This window comes from Pseudomonas peli, from assembly GCF_900099645.1.
Classification (GTDB): Bacteria; Pseudomonadota; Gammaproteobacteria; order Pseudomonadales; family Pseudomonadaceae; genus Aquipseudomonas; species Aquipseudomonas peli.
In genome coordinates this window covers 221,973-246,705 of the sequence record NZ_FMTL01000004.1, presented here as the reverse complement: position 1 = coordinate 246,705, position 24,733 = coordinate 221,973, and the positions used below count along the sequence as shown (strand labels likewise).

Here is a 24,733-nt window from a genome sequence, read left to right as displayed (position 1 = left end):
TTAAAGTCATGTGGATGGCTTCGGCAACACGGCAGCGCTGCCTGCGAACGACCCCGATGCTGCCTAAAGCTTTTGGAAAGTGCAATCCAAACAAGCGTTTGGTTGTAGTTTGCGGAAATTCCCCATCATCCAAGCAGAAAGTTCTCGCGCGGCACCCCGCCGGCCAGCAGCGGCACTTCGGCCTCATCCTTGAGATTGACCCCCGACAGCTGGCGGCGGCAGGCCTCGCGCATCAGGTACAGCAGGCGGTGGCTGGCCATGGCGTAGCTCAGGCCTTCCTGGCGCACGTTGGAGATGCAGTTGCGGTAGGCGTCGGTCAGGCCGACCTTGGGTGCGTAGGTGAAGTACAGCCCCAGGCTGTCCGGTGAACTCAGGCCGGGGCGTTCGCCGATCAGAATCACCACCATGCGTGCGCCGAGCAGTTCGGCCACTTCATCGGCTACCGCCACGCGGCCCTGGCTGACCAAGGAGACGGGCGCCACGCTCCAGCCTTCGGCAGCGGCCTGCTCCTCGATATGCGCCACCATGGGCAGGGCGTTGCGGTGCACGGCCAGGGCGGACAGGCCGTCGGCGATGACAATGGCCAGGTCGTAGCCGTCCGGATTGTTTTCGCGGTGCTGACCCAGCAGCTCGGCGGATTCGTGACTCAAACGCCGGCCCAGATCTGGGCGTTGCAGGTAGGTGTCGCGATCCTTGGCGGCACTGTGCAGCAGCAGGCTCTGCCGATGCTGGTGGGCCAGGCCTGCGGCCAGTGCGCCGTGATCAAACGGCAGGTGCACGGCATCGCGAGCCTGGGCGTGGGCGAACTGGAAATCCAGCTGGGCGCGGGTCGGCATGCTGGTGCCTGCGCGACCCAAGGCAATGCGCGCCGGAGTGAGGTTGCGCAGTTGCTGCCAGGGGGTTTCGCTGGCGCCGCTGAGTGGGCTGTCATCGTACATAAGCGGCTCCTTAGTTAACCAAGCTGCGCCAGGGCCTGACGGAACGCCGGCGGCAGGCTGTTGCCCATGCGCGGGCGGCCATCGGCCTGGGTGAAGATGCCCATGCGTTGCAGCCAGGCTTCGAACTCGGGGGCCGGTTTCAGCCCCAGGCTCTGCCGGGCATACAGCGCGTCATGAAAGGAGGTGGTCTGGTAATTGAGCATCACGTCGTCAGAGCCAGGGATGCCCATGATGAAATTGATCCCGGCCACACCGAGCAGGGTCAACAGCACGTCCATGTCGTCTTGATCGGCTTCGGCGTGGTTGGTGTAGCAGATGTCGCAACCCATCGGCAGGCCCAGCAGCTTGCCGCAGAAGTGGTCTTCCAGGCCGGCGCGGATGATCTGTTTGCCGTTATACAGGTACTCCGGGCCGATAAAGCCGACCACGGTATTCACCAGAAATGGCTTGAAGTGCCGAGCCACTGCATAGGCGCGGGTCTCGCAGGTTTGCTGGTCGAGGCCATGGTGGGCGCCAGCGGATAGCGCGCTGCCCTGGCCGGTTTCGAAATACATCAGGTTGTCGCCGAGGGTACCGCGTTTGAGGCTCAGGCCGGCGTCGTAGCCTTCCTGCAGAATTTTCAGGCTGACGCCGAAACTGGCGTTGGCCGCCTCGGTGCCGGCAATCGACTGGAACACCAGATCCAGCGGCACGCCACGGTTGATCGCCTCGATCGAGGTGGTGACGTGGGTCAGCACGCAGGCCTGGGTGGGGATTTCATAACGCTGGATGATGCCGTCGAGCATTTTCAGCATCTCGCAGATCGAACTGATGCTGTCGGTGGCCGGGTTGATGCCGATCATGGCGTCGCCGTTGCCGTACAGCAGGCCGTCGAGAATGCTCGCGGCGATGCCGGCAGGTTCATCGGTCGGGTGATTCGGTTGCAGGCGAGTAGACATGCGCCCGCGCAGGCCGACGGTGTTGCGAAAACGGCTGACTACACGGATTTTCTGCGCCACTAGCACCAGATCCTGTACGCGCATGATCTTCGATACCGCCGCCGCCATTTCCGGCGTCAGGCCGGGCGCAAGGGCACGCAAGCTGGCTTCATCGGCGCTGTCGCCGAGCAGCCAGTCGCGAAAGCCGCCGACGGTCAGGTGGCTGACCGGGGCGAAGGCCGCCAGGTCATGGCTGTCGATGATCAGCCGGGTGACTTCATCGGCTTCGTAGGGAATCAGCGCCTCGGTAAGGAAGTGCTTGAGCGGAATATCGGCCAGGGCCATCTGCGCCGCGACCCGTTCGCCGGCATTGCTCGCCGCTACACCGGCGAGAAAGTCGCCGGAGCGTGCCGGGCTGGCCTTGGCCATGACCTCGGCGAGGCTGTCGAAACGGTAGGTTTCACCGCCTACCGTGTGCTGAAAACTGGACATCGCGTGTCTCCCAAACGCCACGTTGGCGCAGCACGATCATGCTGCGCCAACGTGACGGGTATTACTTGAGCGCGGCCTCGGCTTTACCGATGGCGACGAATTCTTCTTCCGGCGTACCGGCCACCAGATGGTGGCGACTGTACAGGGCGAAGTAGGCGATCAGCACGGCGTAGATAATCGCGGCACCAATCACCACCCGTGGGTCGACCAGGAAGCCGGCAACCACGGCCACGCAGGCCAGCACCAGGGCGATGCCCGAGGTGACGATGCCGCCTGGGGTGCGATACGGGCGATGCATCTCCGGACGGCGCACGCGCAGGGTGATGTGCGCGGCCATCATCAGCACGTAGGAGATGGTGGCGCCGAACACCGCCACCAGAATCAGCAGGTCCCCCTGGCCAGTCAGCGACAGGGCAAAGCCGATCAGGCCAGGCACGATCAATGCCAGCACCGGGGCCTTGTTCTTGTTAGTCAGCGACAGCGAGCGCGGCAGGTAGCCGGCGCGCGACAGGGCGAAGATCTGCCGGGAGTAGGCGTAGATGATCGAGAAGAAGCTGGCAATCAAACCGGCCAGGCCGATCAGGTTGACGAAGCTGCTCATCCAGGTGGATTCGCCGTAGGCAATGGTCAGGGCTTCCACCAGCGGGTTGCCGGAGGCCATCAGCGCGTTGGCACCGGCGCCGCCTGGGCCAACCACGAGAATCAGCAGCGCAAAGGCCAGCAGCACCAGCATGGCGCCGATCAGCCCGCGCGGCATGTCGCGCTGCGGGTTGCGGGTTTCTTCAGCGGCCAGCGGCACGCCTTCGACTGCGAGGAAGAACCAGATCGCATAGGGGATCGCCGCCCACACGCCGACATAGCCGAATGGCAGGAAGCTGCTGGCGCCGGTGGCTTCAGTCACCGGAATATCGAGCAGGTTGGCCACCGAGAAGTGCGGCACCATCGCGACGATAAACACGCCGAGGGCAATCGCCGCCACGGCGGTGATGATAAACATCAGCTTCAGCGCCTCACCGACGCCGAAGATATGGATGCCGATAAACAGCACATAGAAGGCCAGGTAGATCGCCCAGCCGCCAATGCCGAAGAGCGACTCGCAGTAAGCACCGATAAACACCGCAATCGCCGCTGGAGCAATGGCGTATTCGATAAGGATCGCCGTACCGGTGAGAAATCCGCCCAAGGGACCGAAGGCGCTGCGGGCAAAGCCGTAGCCACCACCAGCGGTGGGGATCATCGAGGACAGTTCAGCCAGGGAGAAGCACATGCACAGGTACATTAGCGCCATCAGCAGGGTGGCGAGAAACATGCCGCCCCAGCCGCCCTGGGCTAGACCGAAGTTCCAGCCGGCGTAATCGCCGGAAATCACGTAGGCAACGCCTAGGCCTACCAGCAATACCCAGCCAGCTGCGCCCTTCTTCAATTGTCTGCTTTGGAAGTAATCGGCATCGACCTGCTCTAAATCGGTGCCTTGCGGTAGACCTACCGCACTGATTTGTTCTGCTGCCATGGGAATTCCTTATCAACAAGCTGGCCGCAGCGCACGCCCGGTCAGGCTTGTAGGTATTTGAGGGAAAAGTGTTACCCAGTGGATCAGCAACCGCTGTGCCAACTACGCCTCTGGTCTAGACCTGGGCGCGGGCTGGCAGGCCGATGTCGTTTCCTAGCATCGGCTGCGGTTGCGCAGGGGCTTAGAAGAAGCCGAGTGGGTTGATGTCGTAACTGACCAGCAGGTTTTTTGTCTGCTGGTAGTGGTCGAGCATCATCTTGTGGGTTTCACGGCCGACACCGGATTTCTTGTAGCCACCGAAGGCGGCATGCGCCGGGTAGAGGTGGTAGCAGTTGGTCCATACGCGCCCAGCTTTGATCGCCCGGCCCATGCGGTAGGCGCGGTTGATGTCGCGGGTCCACAGGCCGGCGCCGAGGCCGAACTCGGTGTCGTTGGCAATAGCCAGGGCTTCGGCTTCGTCCTTGAAGGTGGTAACGCTGACCACCGGGCCGAAGATTTCTTCCTGGAACACGCGCATCTTGTTGTGGCCCTTGAGCAGGGTCGGCTGGATGTAATAGCCGCCGTCCAGGGTGCCGCTGAGTTTTTCCACCGCACCGCCGGTGAGCAGTTCGGCGCCTTCCTGCTTGGCGATTTCCAGGTAACTCAAGATCTTGTCGAACTGCTGCTCGGAGGCCTGGGCACCGACCATGGTGTCGGTGTCCAGCGGGTCGCCGCGTTTGATCTGCTCGACCTTCTTCATCACCTCTTTCATAAAGGCTGGGTAGATCGATTCCTGCACCAGCGCGCGGGATGGGCAGGTGCACACCTCGCCCTGGTTGAAGAAGGCCAGTACCAGGCCTTCAGCGGCTTTTTCAATAAAGCTCGGCTCGGCCTGCATGATGTCTTCGAAGAAGATGTTCGGCGATTTGCCGCCCAGCTCCACGGTGCTCGGGATGATGTTCTCGGCGGCGCATTTCATGATGTGCGCGCCCACCGGAGTTGAGCCGGTGAAGGCGATCTTGGCGATGCGTTTGCTGGTGGCCAGGGCCTCGCCCGCTTCTTTACCGTAACCCTGCACCACGTTGAGCACGCCCGGCGGCAGCAGGTCGCCGATCAGTTCCATCAGCACGCTGATGCCCAGCGGCGTTTGCTCGGCCGGTTTGAGCACCACGCAGTTGCCGGCGGCCAGGGCGGGGGCAAGTTTCCAGGCGGCCATCAGCAGCGGGAAGTTCCACGGGATGATCTGCCCGACCACGCCCAGCGGTTCATGGATGTGATAGGCCACGGTGTTGCCGTCGATCTCGGCAGCCGAGCCTTCTTGGGCGCGCAAGCAGCCGGCGAAGTAGCGGAAGTGGTCGGCGGCCAGGGGGATGTCCGCATTGAGGGTTTCGCGCACGGCCTTGCCGTTGTCCCAGGTTTCGGTGATGGCCAACACTTCCAGATTGGCTTCGATGCGGTCGGCGATCTTCAGCAGGGTTAGCGAGCGCTCCTGCACCGAAGTACGGCCCCAGGCATCGGCGGCGGCGTGGGCGGCGTCCAGGGCCTTGTCGATATCCTCGGCAGTGGAGCGCGGGAACTCGGCAATCGGCAGGCCGTTCACCGGCGAGGTGTTGGTGAAGTACTGGCCTTTGACCGGCGCGACAAACTCGCCGCCGATGTAGTTGCCGTAACGGGATTTGAAGGAAACGAGGGCACCTTCGGTACCGGGATGGGCGTAACGCATGCTGAATATCTCCTGGTTCTTATGCTTGTTCTGGTGATGCAGCGAAAGGCGCGCTGTGGCGCTTGTGCAGAGACAGAGCAAGGGCTGGGCCAGGCATGCGCGATGTCCTTTCTAGAGCGGTTGCGTGACATTCGCTGGTAGGTTGCGCTGCGCGAGTTGTATCAGCCCTGATACAGCCCGCGTGACACTCTGTACCAGGGGCGATACAGCACGGTGACTCGCCGGTCAGCGTGTCTTGCAATGGCCGGAAAGCTGGTAGATGCTCGGCCATCACGTGCAACTCCACAGCGGAGAACAATAACAATGCACAACCCAGCAAGCCGCCACGCCCAGCAGGTGCTGACTGTGGCCCAAGGGCGCGGCCAACTCGCCGGCCCGGCTGCCGATTCCTCGGTGGCGCGCTCCTGGCTGCGTTGTCTGCAGCAGCATCACCTCGACCCGGCGCAGAGCATGCCGCCGGCGGTGATTGAGCACGCGCACATGCTGGAACGCCGTGAGCAGTTGCAACAGGTGCTGGAGATTTCCAGTAACGAGATGAACAGCCTGCACCGCCAGTTGGCAGGTAGCGGCCATGCCGTGCTGCTCACCGATGCGCGCGGGGTGATCCTCAACTGCGTCACCGAGCAGGCGGAAAAACGCACCTTCGAGCAAGCCGGTCTGTGGCTTGGTGCCGACTGGAGCGAAGCCTGCGAAGGCACCAACGGCATCGGTACCTGCCTGGTCGAACGGCAGCCGCTGACCATCCACCAGAATGAACACTTCCGCAGCCGGCATACCGGCCTGACCTGCTCGGCCAGCCCGGTGTTCGACCCGCATGGCGAGCTGCTGGCGGTGCTGGATGTGTCCTCGGCGCGGCATGACGTGTCGCGGCAGAGCCAGTTTCACACCATGGCCCTGGTCAACCTGTCAGCCAAGGCCATCGAGGGCTGCCATTTCCTGCGCAGCTATGAAGGCGAATGGCTGCTGCGCTTCCATGCCCAGGCCGAATATATCGGCCAGTTCAGCGAAGGGCTGTTGGCCTTCGATGGTGACGGCCGGGTCAGCGCGGTGAACCAGAGCGCGATCAACCTGCTCGGCCTGTCGCGTCGGCTACTGCTCGGGCGCACATTGGTCGAGGTATTTGATTGCCGCCTGGATGACCTGCTCGGCCGCGCTTCGGCGCAGCCCAGCGCCAGTTGGCCGCTGTATACCCAGCGTGGCCAGCTGCTGTTTGCCATGCTGCGCGGCCAGCCTCGGCGCAGTGCTCAGGCGCTGGCTACTGCGAGCTTGGCAACGCCGGGGTTGTGTCTGGCCGACCCCGGTTTGCAGAGTGATTTTCGCCGCGCGCTGCGGGTTTACGAGCGTGATGTGCCGCTGCTGATCGGCGGCGAAACCGGCACCGGCAAGGAGGCCTTCGCCAAGGCCCTGCATCAGGTCAGCTCGCGTGGTGGCAAGCCCTTTGTTGCGCTGAACTGCGCGGCAATTCCCGAGAGCCTGATCGAGAGCGAACTGTTCGGTTATCGCGGCGGCAGCTTTACCGGCGCGCGCAAGGAAGGCATGCGCGGCAAGCTGCAACAGGCCGATGGCGGCACGCTGTTCCTCGATGAAATCGGCGATATGCCGCTGGCGCTGCAAACCCGCTTGCTGCGGGTGCTGGAAGAGCGCCGGGTTGAGCCGATTGGTGGCGAATCGCAAGCCATCGATGTGCGGGTGATCAGCGCCAGCCATCGCGACCTCACCCAGCGGGTGGCCAGCGGCGAGTTTCGCCAGGATCTGTTCTATCGCCTTAATGGCTTGGTGATCGAGCTGCCGCCATTGCGTGGGCGCAGTGACAAGCTGGCGCTGCTGGATTTCCTGCTGGCCGAAGAGGCGCGCGGGCAATCTGCACGGCTTGATGATGCGGCTCGCGAGGCGCTGCTGGCTTACTCTTGGCCGGGTAATGTGCGCCAGCTGCGCAATGTGCTGCGCACCCTCTGCGCCCTGTGCGAAAACGGCGTGATCAGCCACGCCGAGCTGCCCGCCGAAATTCGCCATGCACGCCCCGCACTTGCCCTGCTACCTCACGCCAGGCCCGACCAGCTGGGCGACGCCGAACGCCAGGCGTTGCTCGCGGTCCTAGAGGCGCAGCACTGGCAGATGAGCCGCAGCGCCGAGCAACTGGGCATCAGCCGCAACACCCTGTACCGCAAGTTGCGCAAACACGGCATCAAGCTGCGCTCAACGATTTGAGCTGCGCCTCTTGAACCACGCCCTGCAGCGCGCCGCCAAGCCTCTGCGGGGCGGCGGCGCTGTGCTAATCTGCGGCCAGTTTTTATCCCGCCTTATTCACCGGCTCTGACGACGCCTTCAAGGTAAATCATGCATATCCATATTCTCGGCATCTGCGGCACTTTTATGGGCTCGCTGGCCGTGCTGGCCAAGGAACTCGGCCATCGCGTGACCGGCTCCGACGCCAATGTCTACCCGCCTATGAGCACCCAGTTGGAGGCTCAGGGCATCGAACTAACCCAGGGCTATGACGCCGCCCAGCTCGATCCAGCACCGGATCTGGTGGTGGTCGGCAATGCCCTGTCGCGTGGCAACCCGGCGGTGGAGTATGTGCTGAACAAGGGCCTGCCCTACGTCAGCGGCCCGCAGTGGTTGGCCGACCATGTGCTGCAAGGCCGGTGGGTCATGGCGGTGGCCGGCACCCACGGCAAAACCAGCAGTTCGAGCATGCTGGCCTGGGTGCTCGAGCATGCCGGCATGAGTCCGGGCTTTTTGATTGGCGGCGTGCCACAGAACTTCGGCATATCCGCGCGTTTGGGTGGCACGCCGTTCTTTGTGGTCGAGGCTGATGAGTACGACAGCGCCTTCTTCGACAAACGCAGCAAGTTCGTCCACTACCGCCCGCGCACTGCGATCCTGAACAACCTGGAGTTCGATCACGCGGATATCTTCCCGGATCTGGCGGCCATCGAGCGGCAATTCCACCATCTGGTGCGTACCATTCCGGGCGACGGCCTGATCATTCATCCGACCACCGAACCTGCGCTTAAGCGGGTAATCGAGATGGGTTGCTGGACTCCGGTGCAAACCACAGGTGAAGGCGGTCAGTGGCAAGCGCGCCTGCTTAGCGCCGACGGCTCGCGCTTCGAGGTGAGTTTCGAAGGTAAAACCGCAGGCACCGTGGACTGGCAGTTGACCGGCCAGCACAACGTGGCCAATGCCCTGGCGGTACTGGCAGCGGCGCGGCATGTCGGTGTGGTGCCGGAGCTGGGCATCGCCGCGCTGTGCGGCTTTATCAACGCCAAGCGGCGCATGGAGAAGGTCGCCGAAGTGAAGGGTGTGACCATCTTCGATGACTTCGCCCACCACCCGACGGCGATTGCCACGACCCTGGATGGTCTGCGCAAACGCATCGGCGACGCCAAATTGATCGCCATCGTCGAGCCGCGTTCCAACTCGATGAAGCTCGGCGCGCACCGCGATGGCCTGCCGGAATCCGTGGTGCAGGCTGACTCGGTGTACTGGTACGCGCCGCCGAATCTCGGCTGGGATCTGGCTGGCACAGTAGCTACGTCGACCGTGCCGACTCAGGTCTGCGATTCCCTGGAAGCGATCATTGCAGGGGTCAAGGCAGAAGCGGCACCGGGCACCCAGGTCGTGGTGATGAGCAACGGCGGCTTTGGCGGCTTGCATGGCAAGTTGGCTGCGGCCTTGGAGGCATAAATGTCCGGTCCTGAACGTATTACCTTGGCTATGACGGGCGCGTCCGGCGCTCAATACGGCCTACGCCTGCTCGACTGCCTGGTGCAGGAAGAGCGCGAGGTGCACTTTCTGATTTCCAAGGCCGCACAGTTGGTCATGGCCACCGAAACGGATGTCAGCCTGCCGAGCAAACCGCAGGCCATGCAGGCATTCTTGAGCGAGTACACCGGCGCCGCGCCGGGGCAGATTCGCGTGTTTGGCAAAGAAGACTGGATGGCGCCGGCGGCCTCTGGCTCGGGTGCGCCCACTGCGATGGTGGTGGTGCCGTGCAGCACCGGCTCACTCTCGGCGATTGCCAATGGCGCCTGCAACAACCTTATTGAGCGCGCCGCCGACGTGGCCCTCAAGGAGCGTCGTCAATTGATTCTGGTACCGCGTGAGGCGCCGTTCTCAAGCATTCATCTGGAGAACATGCTCAAACTGTCGAACATGGGCGCGATTATCCTGCCGGCCGCTCCGGGCTTTTATCACCAGCCGCAGACCATTGATGACCTAGTGGATTTCGTCGTGGCGCGGATCCTCAACTGCCTGAGTATTCCCCAGGACATGCTGCCGCGTTGGGGTGAACATCATCAGATCAGCCCTGATGAATAAGCGGCTGAGTTGCCTCGTTCTGGGCCTGAGCCTGGCCCTGTCGCTCAGCGGTTGCGCCACGGTACGCACCCTGGATGCCGCCAAGCCCGATGCGCCGGTGGTGTACGCCGGCACACGGCTTAACCTGTATGCGCTGCAAGGCGGCTGCTGCGCCACGGACCGCTTCGGCGCCGAAGCCCCGGCGTATCCGGCGGCTGATCTGCCGGTTAGCGCATTGCTCGACACCCTGCTGCTGCCGCTGTCCCTGGCGACGGCCATTGGCTTGAATCTGGGTATCAGCGGCGGGTTGTGATCGCCAGCTGGCGGGTCATTGGCTTGGCTGTAGAGGTGCTGATGGCCAGTGCTCAATGTTCTGCACTGGCCCCGGTTTGGCGAACAGGTAGCCTTGAAAGCGCTTGCAGCCCATGCCTTGCAGGGCCTCGTATTGCGCCTGAGTTTCTACGCCTTCGGCGGTTACGCTGAGATTGAGGTTGGCTCCCAGCGCCAGGATGGTGCGCACGATGGCGGCATCGCTGGGGTGTTCGAGCAGGTCGCGGACGAAGGATTGGTCGATCTTCAGCTTATCCAGCGGCAGGCGTTTGAGGTAGTTGAGTGAGGAGTAGCCGGTGCCAAAATCATCCAGCGCCAGGTGCACGCCACGTGCTTTTAGCTGACTCATCTTGTCGATCAGCGTTTCCACATCCTCCACCAGTTGGCTTTCGGTCAGTTCCAGCTCCAGACGTTCAGGCTTGGCGCCGCTTTCCGCGAGGGCAGCAAGTACGTCTTCAATAAAATCGGGGTGGTGGAACTGCCTGGCGCTGACGTTGACCGCCAGTGTCAGGTGCGCCAGCTGTGGATCATTGGCCCATACCACCAGTTGTTGGCACGCCGCACGCAAGATCAGGCGACCCAGCGGCAGAATAAGCCCCGTGCTTTCAGCCAGGGGAATGAATTCGCCCGGCGGCACCAGCCCGCGTATAGGGTGCTGCCAGCGGACCAGGGCCTCGGCGCCGACCAGTTGCCCGTGAGCATCCACCTGGGGTTGGTAGTGCAGGATAAAGTCGTGCTGGTCGAGGCTCTGGCGCAGGTCGCTTTCCAGGCTGGCGCGGGCGCTGACTTCGGCCTGCATCGCCGGGTCGAAAAAGCGCAACGCGTTTCGACCGGCAGCTTTGGCCTGGTACATGGCCATGTCGGCACGCTTGAGTACCTCGTCGACCGTACTGTCCTCCATGGGGAACAGGGCGATGCCGATGCTGGCCGTGCTGATATAGCTGCGGCCTTGCAGGGTGTAGGGTACGGCGAGCGCCTTAATGATCTTGTTGCCGGCATGTTCAACCTGTTGGCCGGCCTGTTCAGGCTTCAGGCTCAGGCCTTCGAGCATCAACACAAACTCATCGCCGCCGAGACGAGACAGGGTGTCCTGGGCGCGCACATGGCTGCTCAGGCGTTCGGCGACCTGCTGCAGCAACTGGTCGCCCATGTCGTGGCCAAGGGTGTCGTTGAGGTCTTTGAAATTGTCCAGGTCGATAAACAGCAGTGCGCCCTGTTGCAGGCCGCGGGCATGCTTGGCCAGGGCCTGTTGCAGGCGGTCGAGCAGTAGACGGCGGTTGGGCAGGCCGGTGAGTGGGTCGTAGAAGGCCAGCTGGTTGATTTTTTCGAGGTTCTTTTTGTGTTCGGTGATGTCAGTGGAGATGCCGCATAGCGCGTAAATCTTGCCGTGATCGTCGCGCAGCGGCAGCTTGACCGAGAGAAAGGCGTGCTGCGTGTTGCCGTCCAGGCTGCGATTGATTTCCTCGGTCTGCACCCGTTCGCCGAGTGTGAGTACGCGATTGTCGTTGTCATACAGGTTGGTTGCAGTGTCGATGTCGAAGAACTGTTCATCGGTTTTGCCAATCACCTGCTCAAGGTTCTGGCCGAACAGCTCGCAGACCTTGCGGTTGGCATATTGATAACGCAGCTGCACATCCTTGATGTAGATGTACGCCTCGACGCTGTCGAGGATGGTGTTCAGGCGTGCTTCGCCGGCCTGCAGGTGGCGGGTTTTCTCGTGCACCTGGCGGCGTAACAGCCATGCGCCGCCCAAGGCAGCAATCAGCAGCAGTACCAGGGTCGTCAGCCCCCACCAGACAACCGTGGGGATCAGCAGGCGTGGCCGCTCACCGCCCCAGCGCAGCAGGGTTTGGTAGTACACAGAGGACGGCGAGTTCTGCCAGTTCGCCAGGTGCTGATCGATGGCGGCCAGTAAATCGGCGTTTTGCCCTTTGCGGGTTGCGTAGAACAGCTGCGCAGGCTGAAACATGATTGAGGAGCTTTGCAGCCGGTAGCTCGGTGCATGGAAATCTCCAAAGCGCTGGTTGGCGACTACGGCGTCGGCATGCCCGTCCGCTACCAGGGCAAACCCTTGCTGCAGACTGGGTGCGCCGATCAATTGCGCTTTCAAGTCGAAGCTGTCCAGCAGCCCACGCAGGTAGTCCTCCTGCACCGAGCCTTGCAGGACGGCAATGCGCAGGTCTTTGAGGTCGAGTACTGATCTCAGTTGCAGGTTCTCGTTGCTGTACACCTGCGACCAGCTGACCAGCGAAGGCACTGTGTGGAAGTCGAGTACCTCTGCGCGGCTGTCGTTATAGGCCACGTCCGGCATCAGGTCGATCTCGCCGCTCTGCGCCAGCTCCAGGCATTGCTGCCACTCGCAGGGCCTTGGTTGCAGTTGCCAATTTTCCTGGCGGGCGATCTCGTTCAGCAGCTCGCCGAGAATGCCGGAGAGTTTGCCCTCTTGATCCAGGAGGATTTTCGGCTCGTTGGCGTAGACCCCCACGCTGACCGCACGAGACTGCGCGCTGCTATAAGGCGTGACCGTGAAACCCACGGTGAAGAGCAGCAGGGCGATGAGATGGCGAGTGAGCAGGCGCATCATGCGTGGGGCTACTTCTATGTAAAGTCCGTAGCCTAACGATAGTCAGAATATGGCCTGGTGTGTGGCGGGATGATGGCGTCGAGCGATTTGCCGCGTGATGAGTCGTCAGGCGTGGCTCAGTAGGCCCAGCCTTGATAGATATAGGTCATGGGTTTTGGCCCTTTGAGGTAGCGATTGCTCAGCTCGCCAATCTGAAATCCGCCGGCTGTGATCAACGCCGGGATATCGCGATTGAGGTGGCAGCCACCGGCTAACGGCTTCCAAATCGGGGTCAGGCGGTTCTGCCAGCGCAGCACGGGCAGCTCGGGAGCCAGGCCGTGTTCGCAGAACAACAGGCGACCGCCAGGTTTGAGCACGCGGCGCATTTCTTTCAGTGCGGCTACAGCATCAGGAATGGTGCACAGGGTAAAGGTGCAGACGATGCTGTCGAAACTGGCGTCGTCGGCCTGAATCTGCCCCAGTTCGAGGGCAATCATCTCCACTGGAATGCTGATCGCGGCAGCCCGTTGCCTGGCCAGTTTCTGCATATCGGCGCTGGGGTCTACGCCAATGATCACACTGACCTTTGCGGCATCGTAGAAGGCCAGGTTAAGGCCGCTGCCGATGCCGATTTCCAGCACCCGGCCATGGGCCTGGGGCACCAGTTGCGAGCGGGCTTTCATCACCGCGCCCATGCCGCAGGCGAAGTCGATCAGGTGTGGCAGCAGGTAGCGGTCATACAGGCCCACGGATTGCCCTCGGCAGGGTTATTCGGCGTCGTCTGGCAGATCACTGTTGTCGCCGCTGACAGCGGCAAAACACTTGATCAGGTGCACGCCGGCCGTGCCGCTGATGCGCCAGGCGTCGGCCTCACCATCAAAACGTGCGGCGATTACCTGGGCCAGGTTGAAATGCCATTTGCGCAGGGCGCGGCCGTCCATGCATTCGATGCTCAGCAGCGGCGCATCGTCAGTGGGCGTGGTGCCGGTATGGTGCTGAGCCAGTTGATCGTCGTTGAGGCTGAACTGCCAGGCATGCAGCTCGTCGATTTCCAGCATATCGGCGCCGCTCAGGGCGCTGATCAGGTCGTGCGGGGTGGTGCTCATAGGTCGATGGCTTCTTGTTGTTAGCGGCCGAGACGGCGCAGTTGGTCTGATTCGATCACGCGAGTGCCGGCATCCTCTTCCAGCGCCAAGCGCCACAGCGCGCGGGCCAGTACGGTGGCTTCAATGCCACGGTACTTGCCCGGTAACCAGCGCATAAAGGGCGCGGCCAGTCGCTCGCCAAGGCGAAACTCCTGGCGGGCGCCCAGCAGTAACGAAGGGCGGACGATGGTCAACTGCGGCCAGCCTTGCGCGCGCAGGGCCTGCTCCATTTGGCCTTTAACCTTGTTGTAGAACACGGTGGAGTTGGCATCTGCACCGAGGGCGCTGATCACCAGTAGGTGACGTGCGCCGAGGGCGCGTGCGCGTTCGGCAAAGGCGAGCACCAGGTCATGGTCGACCGCACGAAAAGCCTCTTGCGAGCCGGCCTGTTTAATCGTGGTGCCCAGGCAGCAGAAGGCGGTATCGACCTTGCCGCTCAGTTCCGGCAGCAAGGTCAGCAGTTCGCCTTGCGGGTTTTCCAGGTGCGCATGGGCCGCCAACGGGCGGCGGCTGGGGGCCAGTACGCGGGCGACGGTGGGCTCGTTCAGCAGGCGATCCAGCAGGTGTTCGCCGGTCAGTCCGGTGGCGCCTGCGAGGAGGATGTGCTGGGGTGTTAAATACATAGTGTGAGGTTCTCCGCTGATATCAATCAGCTTATCAGGCCGTTGGTGGCGCGCATGGCTGTTAGCGGTTGACCGCAGATTGTGCCTCAAGTGCATTGTTCAGGGCGCGCTCGGCCTGTTGTTCGCGCAGCGTACGCCATTGTGCGAGCACCGCTTTTGCAGGCCAGATCTGCGGCTCGGAGGGTTCGAAACCGTCGGCTTTTTCGCGTTCGGCAACGCTGGCCTGGGCCAGCTTGAAGGCACGCTGCAGGTCGTCGGTTTGCTGCAGGGCTTCGGCGAACAACGCGCGGCCGAAGTAGGTGAAATCGTTTTCTTCCGAGCAACCGAAGGACACCCGGTCTGCGCGCGCAGCGGTGATGATCAGGGTCTTGTCATCCTGCAACTTTGGGATAAAACCACCGGAGTAGCAGGCCGAGATCACCAGCACCTTGTGCCGATCCTTAAGTGGTTCGAGCAGGGCTGCCAGCTCACTGGCCGGCAGGTCATCGAGCTGCATGCGTGGCTGGTCGAGGTTCAGCTCGTGTTGCGCTGAACCGTGACTGGTCAGGTAAATAAAGATCAGGTCTTCCTTGCCGCTGCGCTCTGCCAGGGCTTGAATGCTGCGGCTCAAGCTGGCGCTAGTGGCCAGGGGGCGATCGGTCAGGTGGTCACGGTGGTTGACCAAGGTGATCAGACCGTGGGCGGCGAAGCGATCCTGCAGCAGCTTGCCGACATAATCGGCTTCGCGCATGAATACACTCTGCTTGCCGTCACCCGCCAGGGTCAGGGCATACAGCTCGATAGCCGGCGTTGAGGCAGGCAGCTTGGCGATGGCGGCATCAAGAAGGCGGCCTTGCTCCAGCACGCCGGTGGCCAGGGCGTCCGGTATGGCCTTGCCCTGGGCATCACGAATCAGTCGGCCGTTCTGCCAGGTGCCGCTTTGCTGGGTACCATCGGCCAGGGTCAGGCTGCCATTGCCCTGGTAGCTGCCGTAGGCGAAGTTGCCTTGATAGGCACTGCCGTCGGCCAGGGTCAGGTGACCTTCACCGTGGTAGCTCCAATCGTCGAACTGGCCTGCGTAATGGCTGCCGTCGCCGCCCTTGAATTCGCCTTTGCCGGTGAGGCTGCCGTTCACAAAGCGGCCACTCCAGACGTCGCCAGCGGCGCTTTGGTAGCGCCCCTTGCCGTGGAACTGGTTATGACGGAACTGGCCGCTGTACAGGTCGCCATCCGCATTCTTGAAGCTGCCCTGGCCGTTAAGTTGGCTGTTGTCGAAGGTGCCGGTGTACGCATTGCCTTCGGCGTCGGTGAGCACACCCTGGCCGTCAGGTTCGCCTTGTTTGAACTGGCCCTGGAAGCTGGCACCGTTACTCCATTGCAGTTTGCCCAGCCCGCTGTATTGGCCCTTGCTGAACTCACCGCGGTATTCCAATTGGCTGCTTTTTAGGTGACCTTCGCCACTGGGCCTGCCGTTGATAAAACCGCCCTCGTAACGGCTGCCATCGCTGTAGGTGAGGCTGCCTTGTCCGTGGAAGTCTCCGTTCTGAAACTCGCCACTGTAGAACTCGCCGTGCTTGCTGCGCCATTCGCCTGGGCCGTTGAACTGACCGTCCTTGAACAGCCCGTCGTAGTAACTGCCATCGCTGTAATCCAGGCGGCCAGGACCTTGCAACAGGCCGTCGACAACCTCACCGCGGTAGCGGCCACCATCAGGCAGCACGGCATTAGGGGGCAGTAAGGGTTCGCCATCACCGCAAGCGGCCAACAACAGGGCGAGACTCAGAGGGGCCAGGCGGACGAGCGTGTGCATGCAGAAAATCCAGGCTGGTAGGTCGATGCCGAGTATGCCTTAACACGCCCGGAGTGCCGTGATTGAGCGCACCGTCGGGCATTTAAAAATACAAAAAGGCGCACCGCAGATGCAGGTGCGCCTTGATCCGGCGGTGGTAATCAGACGAAGCAGAGGGTCAGTGGCTCGGCGATGTAGGCGGGTTTTTCCGAGCCTTCAATCTCCAGTACCACTTTGGCCTTGAGCAGCCATTGGCCTGGGTTCTTCTCGGTGGCATCCGTCAGCGTCACCACCAAGCGGACTTTGGAATTGACCTTCACCGGCTGGATAAAGCGCACGCTGTCCAGGCCATAGTTGACGGCCATCTTCAGCCCTTTAGGCATGATCATGATGCCTTCCATCAACTTGGGCACCAGTGACAGCGAGAGAAAGCCGTGGGCGATGGTGGTGCCAAAGGGGGTGAGTTTGGCTTTTTCCGGGTCGACGTGGATGAACTGGTGATCACCCGTGCATTCGGCAAACTGGTTAATGCGTTCCTGGTCGATGGTCAGCCAATCGGAACGGCCGAGCTCTTTACCGATATAGCTGGGCAATTCAGCGGCGGGTACTGATGTCATGGTTTCTCCTTGAAGACGCAAGTGTTGTTTTTTTTGGGGCGTAAAATCCTTCTGCCCTAAGATCATCATGGGTTCGACGCAGGGTCAAGTGCCTATTGCGATGGGGCAAGGTATGCCGTTGGCTCGTGCGCAACCGCTGTAAACCGGCCCTTGCCGGGTGCTTCTGCTTATAATGCGCGGCACTGCGTCTGGGATCATACGATTCGGAGATTACCCATCATGCTGCTACGTGGCCTTTCCTGGCTGGTGCTGTGCCAGTTGCTCGGCGCTGCGCTGAATGTCCTGTTGATCCCGATTTTGCCGGGGCCAATCATCGGCATGTTGCTGTTGTTCGTCTTCCTGCTGCTGCGCGGAGAAGTCGGCGAGCCGCTGCATCTGGCCTCTACCAGTCTGCTGAAATACCTGCCGCTGCTGTTGGTACCACCCGCGGTGGGCGTGATGGCCTATGCCGAGGATATCTTTGCCGACTTCTGGGCGATTGCCGGTGCGCTGTTGCTTTCATTGCTGATCTCGATCGTGTTTGCCGGCTGGCTGATGCAGAAGCTGATTGACCGCCAACAACGCCGGGAGGACGCATGAGTTTGGACTGGCACGCCGCCTGGCAGGCGTTGATCCATCACCCGCTATTTGGTGTAGGCATCACCCTTGGTGCCTATCAACTGGCGATTGCCGCCTACGAGAAAACCCGTTGGGTGTTTCTGCAGCCGGTGCTGCTATCGATGCTTGCGGTAATCGGCATTCTTTTGGCCTGCGGCCTGACCTTTGCCGAATACAAAGACAGCGCTGCGGCGTTGACGCTGTTTCTCGGGCCAACCACGGTGGCGCTGGCGGTGCCGCTGTTCCTTAATCTGCGGCGTATTCGCCAGCTGTTCTGGCCGACCCTGATCACCCTGCTGGTGGCCGGTGTGGTCGCCACTGTCTTAGGTATTACCCTGGCCTGGGTCTTCGGCGCCGAGCAGATCATGCTGATGAGCATGGCGCCCAAGTCGGTTACCTCACCGATTGCCATGCTGGTGGCCAATCAGATTGGCGGGATTGCTGCCCTGGCTGCGGTGTTTGTGATGATCACCGGGATCATCGGCGCCATCATCGGCCCGGCGCTGCTTAAGCGCTGTGGCGTGCATCACCCGGCTGCACTGGGCATGGCCCTGGGCCTGACCGCGCATGCGGTTGGCACCGCCCGTGCACTGCAGGAAGGTGAGGAGTGCGGCGCGTTTTCAGCCCTGGCGATGAGCCTGATGGGCGTATTCACGGCCGTGCTGCTGCCGCTGGCGATTCTGTTGTGGCTATAAGGAGGTGTGTGTGACCCTGCCGCTGTTTCCACTGAACACTGTGTTATTTCCCGGCTGCATGCTCGACTTGCAGATATTCGAAGCACGCTACCTGGACATGGTCAGCCGCTGCATGAAGCAAGGGCAGGGCTTTGGTGTGGTTTGCATCATTGATGGCGCCGAGGTGGGCGAGGCCGCGGGGCAATTCTCGGCGATCGGTTGCGAGGCGTTGATTCGCGATTTCGAGCAGCGGCCCAATGGCTTATTGGGGATTCGCGTCGAGGGTGGTCGGCGTTTTCGCGTGCAGCACGCGCAGGTGCTGCCCGATCAACTGACCCTGGCCGAGGTCGAGTGGTTAGACGAGCAAGCTGAGCAGCCGCTGGAGGCTGAGCATGCGGATTTGGCAGCATTGCTCGGTGCGCTGAGCGCTCACCCGTTGGTGGCCTCACTGGGCATGGCGAGTGCGCCAGCGGGCCAGGAGGCCCTGGCCAATCAGCTGGCCTACCTGTTGCCGCTGGACGCCGAACAGAAGCTGCAACTGCTCGAAATGCCGGACGTGCAGCTGCGGCTAGAACGGTTGCAGGCGTTGCTGGAGCTGCTGCAGGGCGGTCATCAGTAGCGATACAGCAGCAGGCCAGTGGACAGCTGCCAGGTGGCGATGCCGCCGAGCAGCGCCAGAATCGCCGGCAGCAATAGCCACCAGATTCTTGCCGTCAGAGCAGGCAGTGGTGCGCGCCATTGCACCAGCGCCAGGCTCAGGGCGCAGAAACAGCCCGCCAACATGGCCCCGGCGATGATGTCGCTGGGCCAATGCACCCCGAGGTAGACCCGAGAGAGCGCGATTGCCGCCGCCGGCAGGCTGGCCAGCAGCAGCCACGTCAGACGCATGCGTGGCGGTTGGCCGCGACCCGCGAGTATGCCGAGCAGCAGAAAGAAGGCAAAAGCCGCTGAACTGTGGCCGCTGGGGAAGCTGAAACTGCCCAGTGGTTCGAGCAGTACATCTGGACGGCTTCGCGCAAACAGTGCTTTTAGCGCGCCATTCGCCAGGGCGGTGCCAAGCGTGGCGCCGATGGCCAAGCACAGGCTGCGCCACTGTCGGGTAGCCAGCAGAATCAGGCACAGCAGCACTGCCGCCGCCACTTGAGTGTGCAGGTCGCCGAGGTGGGTAATCAGCACCATCAGTGTATCGAGGGTGCTGCTGCGTTGTTCCTGCACCAGGGCCAGCAGGCCCTGATCAAAGTGGCTGAGCAGCGGCCAGCTGAGCATCATGCTGACCAGCAGCACCAGGCAGGCGCCGGCCGCCAGCAGGCTAGCGTGGCGTTGCCCGCGCATGCTGCCTTGAATGCTCAGGCCGACCACGATGGCCACGCCTGCCGCTACTGCGCCGGCCTGCGGCCAGAACCCTTCCGGCAGCGGCAGGCGCAAGGCAGCACCCGTGGCCCAGCCCGGCAGCATGTAGGCCATGGCCCAGCCGGCAGCAGCCAGCAGGCTGACGGCGATAAAGCGCGGGAGCGGCATGTTCAGCATGCCGGCGACCATCGGTAGCATCGGCCGCAGCGGGCCGATATAACGGCCGACCAACAGGCTGGCGACGCCGTAGCGCTGAAAATAAACCTCGGCCGCGCTCAACCACTGGGGGTGGCTGCGCAACAACGGCAGGCGGCGAATATCCTGATGAAAATAGCGGCCGATACCATAGGACAGCGCGTCACCGAGCAAGCCGCCGAAGTAGGCCAATAGCAGGGTTTCCCACAGTGACAACGCGCCGTTACCGGCCAGGACTGCCACGGTAAACAGCAGAATGGTGCCCGGCACGATGATGCCGGCAATGGCCAGACATTCGACGCAGGCAATGACAAAGATCGCCAGGCCCAGCCATTCGGGGTTGGCGCTCAGCCACAGGGTTAGGGTGTCGAACCATTGGCTCATCGGTGGTCATCCGTGGGGGTTAGCAAGTAGTAGTCTTGGCCGGCCTGTTGGCCGCGCCGTAATGGGTTGCGCGTGCAGTGACGGGCAAAGGCCGCATCGACAAACCGGTACGGCAGCTGTTCATCCCGGCCGTGGGGAATGCCCAGGCGCGCGCATTGCACAACGTGTTGCGGGCGCTCGCCGAGGTCTTCGACAAACAGGCGCTGCTCATCGAATGCTCGCGCATCCCACTCCGGCACTTTCAATCCGAGCGCTTTACACAGCAGCGTCTGCCCGGCACAGAGGGTTTCGCGGCTGCGCAGCCTGCCTTGTGCGTCGGGATTGTTTTCCTGCATTTGCATCAGTGCGTCTGCGCCGCTGTGGGCATCCTGCCAGGGGTAGGCAGATTTGATCAGTACCGCATTACCTGGGCCTTGGGCGCTGAAGTTCAGCGAGTCGCCGCCACGGGCGTAATACATATAGATATGTCCGCCTTCCATAAACAGTGCGCGGCGCTTGTGGGTATAGCCGAGCGAGGCATGGCTGCCTTTTTCACTCAGGTAATAGGCCTCGGTTTCGATGATGCGCGCGCTTAGCCATTGCTCGCCGTGGCGATGGCGAATCACTTTACCGAGCAGCTCGCGGGCCAGTAGGCGCGCATCGCGGTCGAAGAAGCTCGCGGGCAATGCCCGGCCCCGGGGCCAGGGCAAACTAAGGTTGGGATCGGCTGACATGCGGTGTTGTGCTTACTCGGCAGGGCATAGGCTGGGATTGTTGCCGTATCAGGTGCTCAACAGCGCACCGTTTAAAGGCCTGCGATCATAACAATAAGAGTCTTAACCATGTCTGAACGTGCTCGCGTCAGCAGTGCCCATATCAGCCCCAGCGCCCACTACACCGGCTATATCTGGTATCGCCATCAGCTGGCCGATGCCGCTTTCGTGACGGGCTTCGGGCGGTTTGTGCATGGCTTACTCAGCCCCATTACCTGGGGCGCGCGGGTCGGGTTCGGGCTAGATATTGAGCAGTTTCTGCTGCAGCGGCACTTGCAGATTGATGCGCAGCTGACTGCGGCGATTGAGCAGGGCGGCGTGTGCCAGGTGGTGGAGATCGCCTGCGGCCTGTCGCCACGCGGCCGTCGCTTTACCGCGCGTTATCCGCAGTTGCGCTATATCGAGGCCGATCTGCCGGTGATGGCCGCGCGTAAACGCCTGCTGCTCAATAGCGAAGGCTGGCTGGGCAGTCAGCATCAAGTGCGCGCGGTGGATATCCTCGCTGAGGCTGGCAGCAAAAGCCTGGCGGCGCTGTTCTCCGAGCTGGATCACAGTAAGCCGGTGGTGGTGATTACCGAGGGGCTGGTGAATTACTTCGAGCTGGCGCTGATCGAGTCGTTCTGGACACGCCTGGCCGAGCAACTGCGTGAGTTCCCCCAAGCCACCTACCTGACCGAGCTGTACCCGGATTTGCGCGAACACCCGCGTTACCGCCAGCTGCGCTGGGGCGTTGGCCTGATTGGCCGGCTGACCCGTGGCAACTACCCGCTGCATTACCGCAATGATCAGGCGATTGTGCAGGGCTTTCAGCGCTGCGGTTTCGGCCAGGTCGAAGTATTCGACCCGAGCCGCACGGCCCAGGCGCTTGGCCTGGCGCCATCGCGTAATGCCGGGCTGGTGCGGGTGATTGAGGCGCGAATTTAGGTATTAGCGGCTTTAGATTCCCGTCGTATTGTCAATATCGGTGCCGATGTCATTCCCTTTGGTTGGTACCTTGCGCAGCAGCCCCGTCGGTGTTTGGCGGACTGTGTAACTGAAGTGTGGCAATGTGCCGCTATGGGAAGTGGCTAACAGTTCTCCACGGATGATTGCGCAATAATTTGCGCGGCTTATGGATTTTTCTTCACAAGGATGCGAAATGATGTCCCCCCTCTCTGCACTGGGAGGGCTATTGTTCGCGCAATGCCTTTTCGGCAAGCCATCGGTAGTCTCTTGCTGTGCCTTTTCACGTGCCTCAACTCTCGCCGTCGTTTTCAAATACGCCCTATTTGCTTCGCTGACATTACTGGCGAGCGCTGCCGTGGACGAGTCATCCGGCAGAACGTTAAGCGCCATAAGCCAGGGCACTATTGTGATTACCGATGAGGCTGGGCAACTGGAAAGACTGCCGAAGAAACTCTAGTCAGTTTGAGCCGCGATACGGAGAACAGCCATGTTGCTGCACAGCGGCTGGATTTAAAGGCATTGGAGCGCCAAGCCGAAGCGGAACAGATTATCAAGAAGGCGGTATTCGCGGAGGCAGTAAAATTCTCTGATGAAGTTTACCGCACCATGTTCCTGAAAAAGCACGATATATATGAAGTGATTCGTGGTGAAGACGGAAAGATCGCACTCGGATACGACGGTAAGCCGCAAAACTAGAAAGCTTACTCAGATTGAGAAGGAAAACCTGAAAGCAGGGAATGGTGGGCGCGTAAAGTCTTTACTAACGGCATTTTCAACGATGAAAAGGCAGCGCAAGTTTATACCGCCCAGAATATTCCAGGTGAGCCGAGACGATATATCTAGTGGCCTTCCCGGAAACGGGTATCTTATCTCAGAGCTTATAGTGGCGGGCTATCAGAAGTTTATGGAGAATGATTTCTGGGGATTAGCGAACGCTGCCGTAGAGGTTAAAAATCTCATGGAGCATCATGGGAATAGTGGGCTAGATATTTCAGGCCATAGCCGCGGCAGCATGACCATTGGTAATGCTATGGAGTCATTACTGAGAGATGGAAATGGTCAAGAGAGTTTAGGCGATACTCTGGTTCGGTTTTTCGGGCCGGCCTATAGCGCAGAAAAAGCAGCAGGTATGCTATATGAACTAAGCGGTGGCAAGCAGGATACGGTGTATCTGCAAAACCATAAGGACGACCTTGTTGGTGTGCTGGGCGGAAACCCTGCAACCTATGGGACTGTTCCAGATAATAGTTGCAAGATAAAGGAATGGATAAATATCCTTAAGGATAGCCCGACGGTGCATAGCTGTTATGGTGCAGCCTCGCAAGGTTGTAATGATAGTTACGGCGAAGCAAAAACAGTTGGAGTTAAGCGGTGAGTATAGCTTATGTAAAGATATTTCTTGCTTTGTTTTCAATCATGTTGTTTGGCTGTCGGGGCGCATTTCAACCACTTCCTTCTTATTATGAAAATTGGAGCAGGCCTGGGGCGACAGATATAGATGTAAAGAAGATTATTTTGGAGTGTGGTAATTATAATCCATATGGTACCTATCCTGAGGGTAACAGACCAAGTAGGAGTGAAATGGCGCTGAGGTATTACTGTATAGTAAATTCCGGCTATGCTTACCTTAGCCCATTTAAGGGGGGTAATCCGGATAATAATAGCTGGTGTCGAAATAATCCTGAACTGGAAGCCTGTAAGCCCGGAGCAATAATTCCCACGCCTAGTTCTGAGTTGCGCTTGAATGGTAGATATTGTCGAGATAGATTGAGTCATGATGAATGCATAGAAAATGCCGCAACCGAAATAGGCGTTCTTATATGCTCTCGTCGTAATTATGAAAGGCCGCCACCCGAATGTTTGCCTTAAAATTCGGCAGCCAGCTTAGGAGGTAATGTGTCGGTCGTGGTTTTATTATGAATAATCGTGGTTTGCCCCTTATTGGCAGTTGGATTGCTGGATAGAAATGGAAAATTCATTCTTGATCCCGAGCAGGCGTCGAAGTTGATGGGGGTATAAAGTGATTCGGGATGTAATGGGTGGGTTGGTGTATTGGGATGAGTGGGTTTTATATGCAGAAGATCGATTCAATAAGGTAGAAGAAGTTAGATTGACTCCAGCGAAAAATTCAGATTATGAGCCGCAGTATGTGTTTCAACTGGCACAAAAAAACTGGCATCAGATGTTTCGCCGCTACTCCCGAGGCGATGCTATTTCCGAACTGCCTAGATATTTTCCTGCGCTGCTGGACGCTTGGGAGGAGGCCGAGCGGCTAGGTGCGGAAGTCTGGACGCAGGAGCAGCAATATACCCGTCATGCCTGGGTAGTTAACCTCGATCACTACATCATCTGTTTTTGGCTGGTGGGGTTGGCCTTGGCGCTGGAAATTCCCGATGAGCAGTGGAATCGCTTGGTGGCCTTGATTGGCAACGAGGGTGAGGATGTTTTGCTTGATCGAATCATTGCCACCCGTACGCCAAGCCGCAAAGTCGGGACAGAGCTTTGCTATCGCAAGCCCTACGCACGTTTGCTGGCGGCTATTGATGCGCCGCCAGCTAAACAGGCTGAAAGCCTCAAGGCGTTTGTGACGCACTGGTACAAGGAGCTTGGTACGGGAGCTAGGTCGTGCCGTGCCAAGCAGACCGTGCCGTATTCACATCCTTACTGGTACAAGTACGGCGATACGAACTTCGAGGGTGGCGCTTACTTCGGGCGCTGGTGTGAGGAGGCGGTCGCTGCAGTAAAAGCCTTTGGTCTAGACGATCGTCTGTGTCTGGGTCATGAGCACTATCCCGGAGATTTGCTGCGCCCTAACGGTCCGAGTACACACCCTGTAAGAGCAGATATTGTTCCCACGATTGAGACTCCGAATAACTCGGCTGTTACCGAGAAAAAGCACTGGCTTTCGAGATTGTTTAGGCGTTAGTTA

The 24,733-nt window shown here is 60.6% G+C and carries 23 protein-coding genes; 11 read left to right on the top strand and 12 right to left on the bottom strand.

Going from position 1 to position 24,733, the window contains the following annotated elements; genetic code table 11:
• Positions 1 to 125: 125 nt before the first annotated feature.
• The 4 genes from eutC to exaC all read right to left on the bottom strand — a co-directional run bounded on the left by eutC (position 126) and on the right by exaC (position 5,559).
• Entirely contained in the window at positions 126 to 938 is an 813-nt protein-coding gene (gene eutC / locus BLO50_RS18320) for an ethanolamine ammonia-lyase subunit EutC (RefSeq protein WP_090255649.1), read from the bottom strand.
• A gap of 14 nt (positions 939 to 952) precedes the next feature.
• Complete coding sequence (locus BLO50_RS18315) at positions 953 to 2,347, bottom strand: ethanolamine ammonia-lyase subunit EutB (protein ID WP_090255647.1); 1,395 nt, start codon at positions 2,345 to 2,347, stop codon at positions 953 to 955.
• Positions 2,348 to 2,408: 61 nt separating this feature from the next.
• Positions 2,409 to 3,857: an ethanolamine permease gene (gene eat, locus BLO50_RS18310; RefSeq protein WP_090255645.1), complete on the bottom strand. Its 1,449-nt coding sequence runs from the start codon at positions 3,855 to 3,857 to the stop codon at positions 2,409 to 2,411.
• A gap of 181 nt (positions 3,858 to 4,038) precedes the next feature.
• Positions 4,039 to 5,559, bottom strand: a complete 1,521-nt coding sequence (gene exaC / locus BLO50_RS18305; RefSeq protein WP_090255644.1) for an acetaldehyde dehydrogenase ExaC — start codon at positions 5,557 to 5,559, stop codon at positions 4,039 to 4,041.
• 303 nt (positions 5,560 to 5,862) lie between these two features.
• Between exaC and BLO50_RS18300 the strand changes: the two genes are divergently transcribed.
• The 4 genes from BLO50_RS18300 (at position 5,863) to BLO50_RS18285 (ending at position 10,174) form a co-directional block, all read left to right on the top strand.
• Entirely contained in the window at positions 5,863 to 7,767 is a 1,905-nt protein-coding gene (locus BLO50_RS18300; protein WP_090255642.1) for a sigma-54-dependent Fis family transcriptional regulator, read from the top strand.
• Between the two features lie 129 nt (positions 7,768 to 7,896).
• On the top strand, positions 7,897 to 9,249 hold the full coding sequence (gene mpl, locus BLO50_RS18295; RefSeq protein WP_090255641.1) for a UDP-N-acetylmuramate:L-alanyl-gamma-D-glutamyl-meso-diaminopimelate ligase: 1,353 nt from the start codon (positions 7,897 to 7,899) through the stop codon (positions 9,247 to 9,249).
• Entirely contained in the window at positions 9,250 to 9,882 is a 633-nt protein-coding gene (ubiX, locus tag BLO50_RS18290) for a flavin prenyltransferase UbiX (protein WP_090255639.1), read from the top strand.
• A complete protein-coding gene (locus BLO50_RS18285; RefSeq protein WP_090255637.1) occupies positions 9,875 to 10,174 on the top strand; it encodes a YceK/YidQ family lipoprotein in 300 nt (99 codons plus the stop codon). Before ubiX ends, BLO50_RS18285 begins: the two co-directional genes overlap by 8 nt.
• 15 nt (positions 10,175 to 10,189) lie before the next feature.
• Here BLO50_RS18285 and BLO50_RS18280 read toward each other — a convergent pair whose 3' ends face one another.
• From BLO50_RS18280 to BLO50_RS18255, 6 genes are all read right to left on the bottom strand, one after another.
• Positions 10,190 to 12,775, bottom strand: coding sequence for an EAL domain-containing protein (locus BLO50_RS18280; protein WP_244152914.1), 2,586 nt, complete (start codon positions 12,773 to 12,775; stop codon positions 10,190 to 10,192).
• 116 nt (positions 12,776 to 12,891) lie between these two features.
• On the bottom strand, positions 12,892 to 13,503 hold the full coding sequence (locus BLO50_RS18275) for a class I SAM-dependent methyltransferase (RefSeq protein ID WP_090255634.1): 612 nt from the start codon (positions 13,501 to 13,503) through the stop codon (positions 12,892 to 12,894).
• A gap of 18 nt (positions 13,504 to 13,521) precedes the next feature.
• Positions 13,522 to 13,860: a DUF5629 family protein gene (locus tag BLO50_RS18270; protein ID WP_090255632.1), complete on the bottom strand. Its 339-nt coding sequence runs from the start codon at positions 13,858 to 13,860 to the stop codon at positions 13,522 to 13,524.
• A gap of 20 nt (positions 13,861 to 13,880) precedes the next feature.
• Positions 13,881 to 14,522, bottom strand: coding sequence for an oxidoreductase (locus BLO50_RS18265; protein ID WP_090255629.1), 642 nt, complete (start codon positions 14,520 to 14,522; stop codon positions 13,881 to 13,883).
• A gap of 61 nt (positions 14,523 to 14,583) precedes the next feature.
• A complete protein-coding gene (locus BLO50_RS18260) occupies positions 14,584 to 16,311 on the bottom strand; it encodes a C13 family peptidase (protein ID WP_090255627.1) in 1,728 nt (575 codons plus the stop codon).
• 140 nt (positions 16,312 to 16,451) lie between these two features.
• The gene (locus BLO50_RS18255; protein ID WP_090255625.1) at positions 16,452 to 16,907 is read right to left on the bottom strand and encodes a MaoC family dehydratase; all 456 of its coding nucleotides are present in this window, start codon (positions 16,905 to 16,907) and stop codon (positions 16,452 to 16,454) included.
• A gap of 219 nt (positions 16,908 to 17,126) precedes the next feature.
• On the opposite strand from BLO50_RS18255, the gene BLO50_RS18250 reads away from it, so the two are divergent.
• Genes BLO50_RS18250 through BLO50_RS18240 form a run of 3 tightly spaced genes read left to right on the top strand, consistent with a single transcriptional unit; the run spans position 17,127 to position 18,797 of the window.
• The gene (locus BLO50_RS18250) at positions 17,127 to 17,486 is read left to right on the top strand and encodes a CidA/LrgA family protein (protein ID WP_090255623.1); all 360 of its coding nucleotides are present in this window, start codon (positions 17,127 to 17,129) and stop codon (positions 17,484 to 17,486) included.
• A complete protein-coding gene (locus BLO50_RS18245; protein WP_372239934.1) occupies positions 17,483 to 18,199 on the top strand; it encodes an LrgB family protein in 717 nt (238 codons plus the stop codon). Before BLO50_RS18250 ends, BLO50_RS18245 begins: the two co-directional genes overlap by 4 nt.
• A gap of 10 nt (positions 18,200 to 18,209) precedes the next feature.
• Positions 18,210 to 18,797, top strand: coding sequence for an LON peptidase substrate-binding domain-containing protein (locus BLO50_RS18240; protein ID WP_090255621.1), 588 nt, complete (start codon positions 18,210 to 18,212; stop codon positions 18,795 to 18,797).
• On the opposite strand, the gene BLO50_RS18235 is transcribed toward BLO50_RS18240, so the two are convergent.
• Together BLO50_RS18235 and BLO50_RS18230 are read right to left on the bottom strand one after the other, a co-directional pair.
• Positions 18,791 to 20,107, bottom strand: coding sequence for a bifunctional DedA family/phosphatase PAP2 family protein (locus BLO50_RS18235; RefSeq protein WP_090255619.1), 1,317 nt, complete (start codon positions 20,105 to 20,107; stop codon positions 18,791 to 18,793). The two genes, BLO50_RS18240 and BLO50_RS18235, sit on opposite strands and share 7 nt — an antisense overlap.
• Entirely contained in the window at positions 20,104 to 20,820 is a 717-nt protein-coding gene (locus tag BLO50_RS18230; protein WP_090255617.1) for a DNA-3-methyladenine glycosylase, read from the bottom strand. Before BLO50_RS18230 ends, BLO50_RS18235 begins: the two co-directional genes overlap by 4 nt.
• Positions 20,821 to 20,928: 108 nt before the next feature.
• Between BLO50_RS18230 and BLO50_RS18225 the strand changes: the two genes are divergently transcribed.
• The 4 genes from BLO50_RS18225 to BLO50_RS18205 all read left to right on the top strand — a co-directional run bounded on the left by BLO50_RS18225 (position 20,929) and on the right by BLO50_RS18205 (position 24,730).
• Positions 20,929 to 21,783, top strand: a complete 855-nt coding sequence (locus BLO50_RS18225) for a class I SAM-dependent methyltransferase (RefSeq protein WP_090255615.1) — start codon at positions 20,929 to 20,931, stop codon at positions 21,781 to 21,783.
• A 483-nt stretch (positions 21,784 to 22,266) separates the two neighbouring features.
• The gene (locus tag BLO50_RS18215; protein WP_090255611.1) at positions 22,267 to 22,500 is read left to right on the top strand and encodes a hypothetical protein; all 234 of its coding nucleotides are present in this window, start codon (positions 22,267 to 22,269) and stop codon (positions 22,498 to 22,500) included.
• A gap of 124 nt (positions 22,501 to 22,624) precedes the next feature.
• On the top strand, positions 22,625 to 23,179 hold the full coding sequence (locus tag BLO50_RS18210) for a filamentous hemagglutinin (RefSeq protein ID WP_143003839.1): 555 nt from the start codon (positions 22,625 to 22,627) through the stop codon (positions 23,177 to 23,179).
• Between the two features lie 645 nt (positions 23,180 to 23,824).
• Complete coding sequence (locus BLO50_RS18205; protein WP_244152913.1) at positions 23,825 to 24,730, top strand: PoNe immunity protein domain-containing protein; 906 nt, start codon at positions 23,825 to 23,827, stop codon at positions 24,728 to 24,730.
• Positions 24,731 to 24,733: the final 3 nt, after the last annotated feature.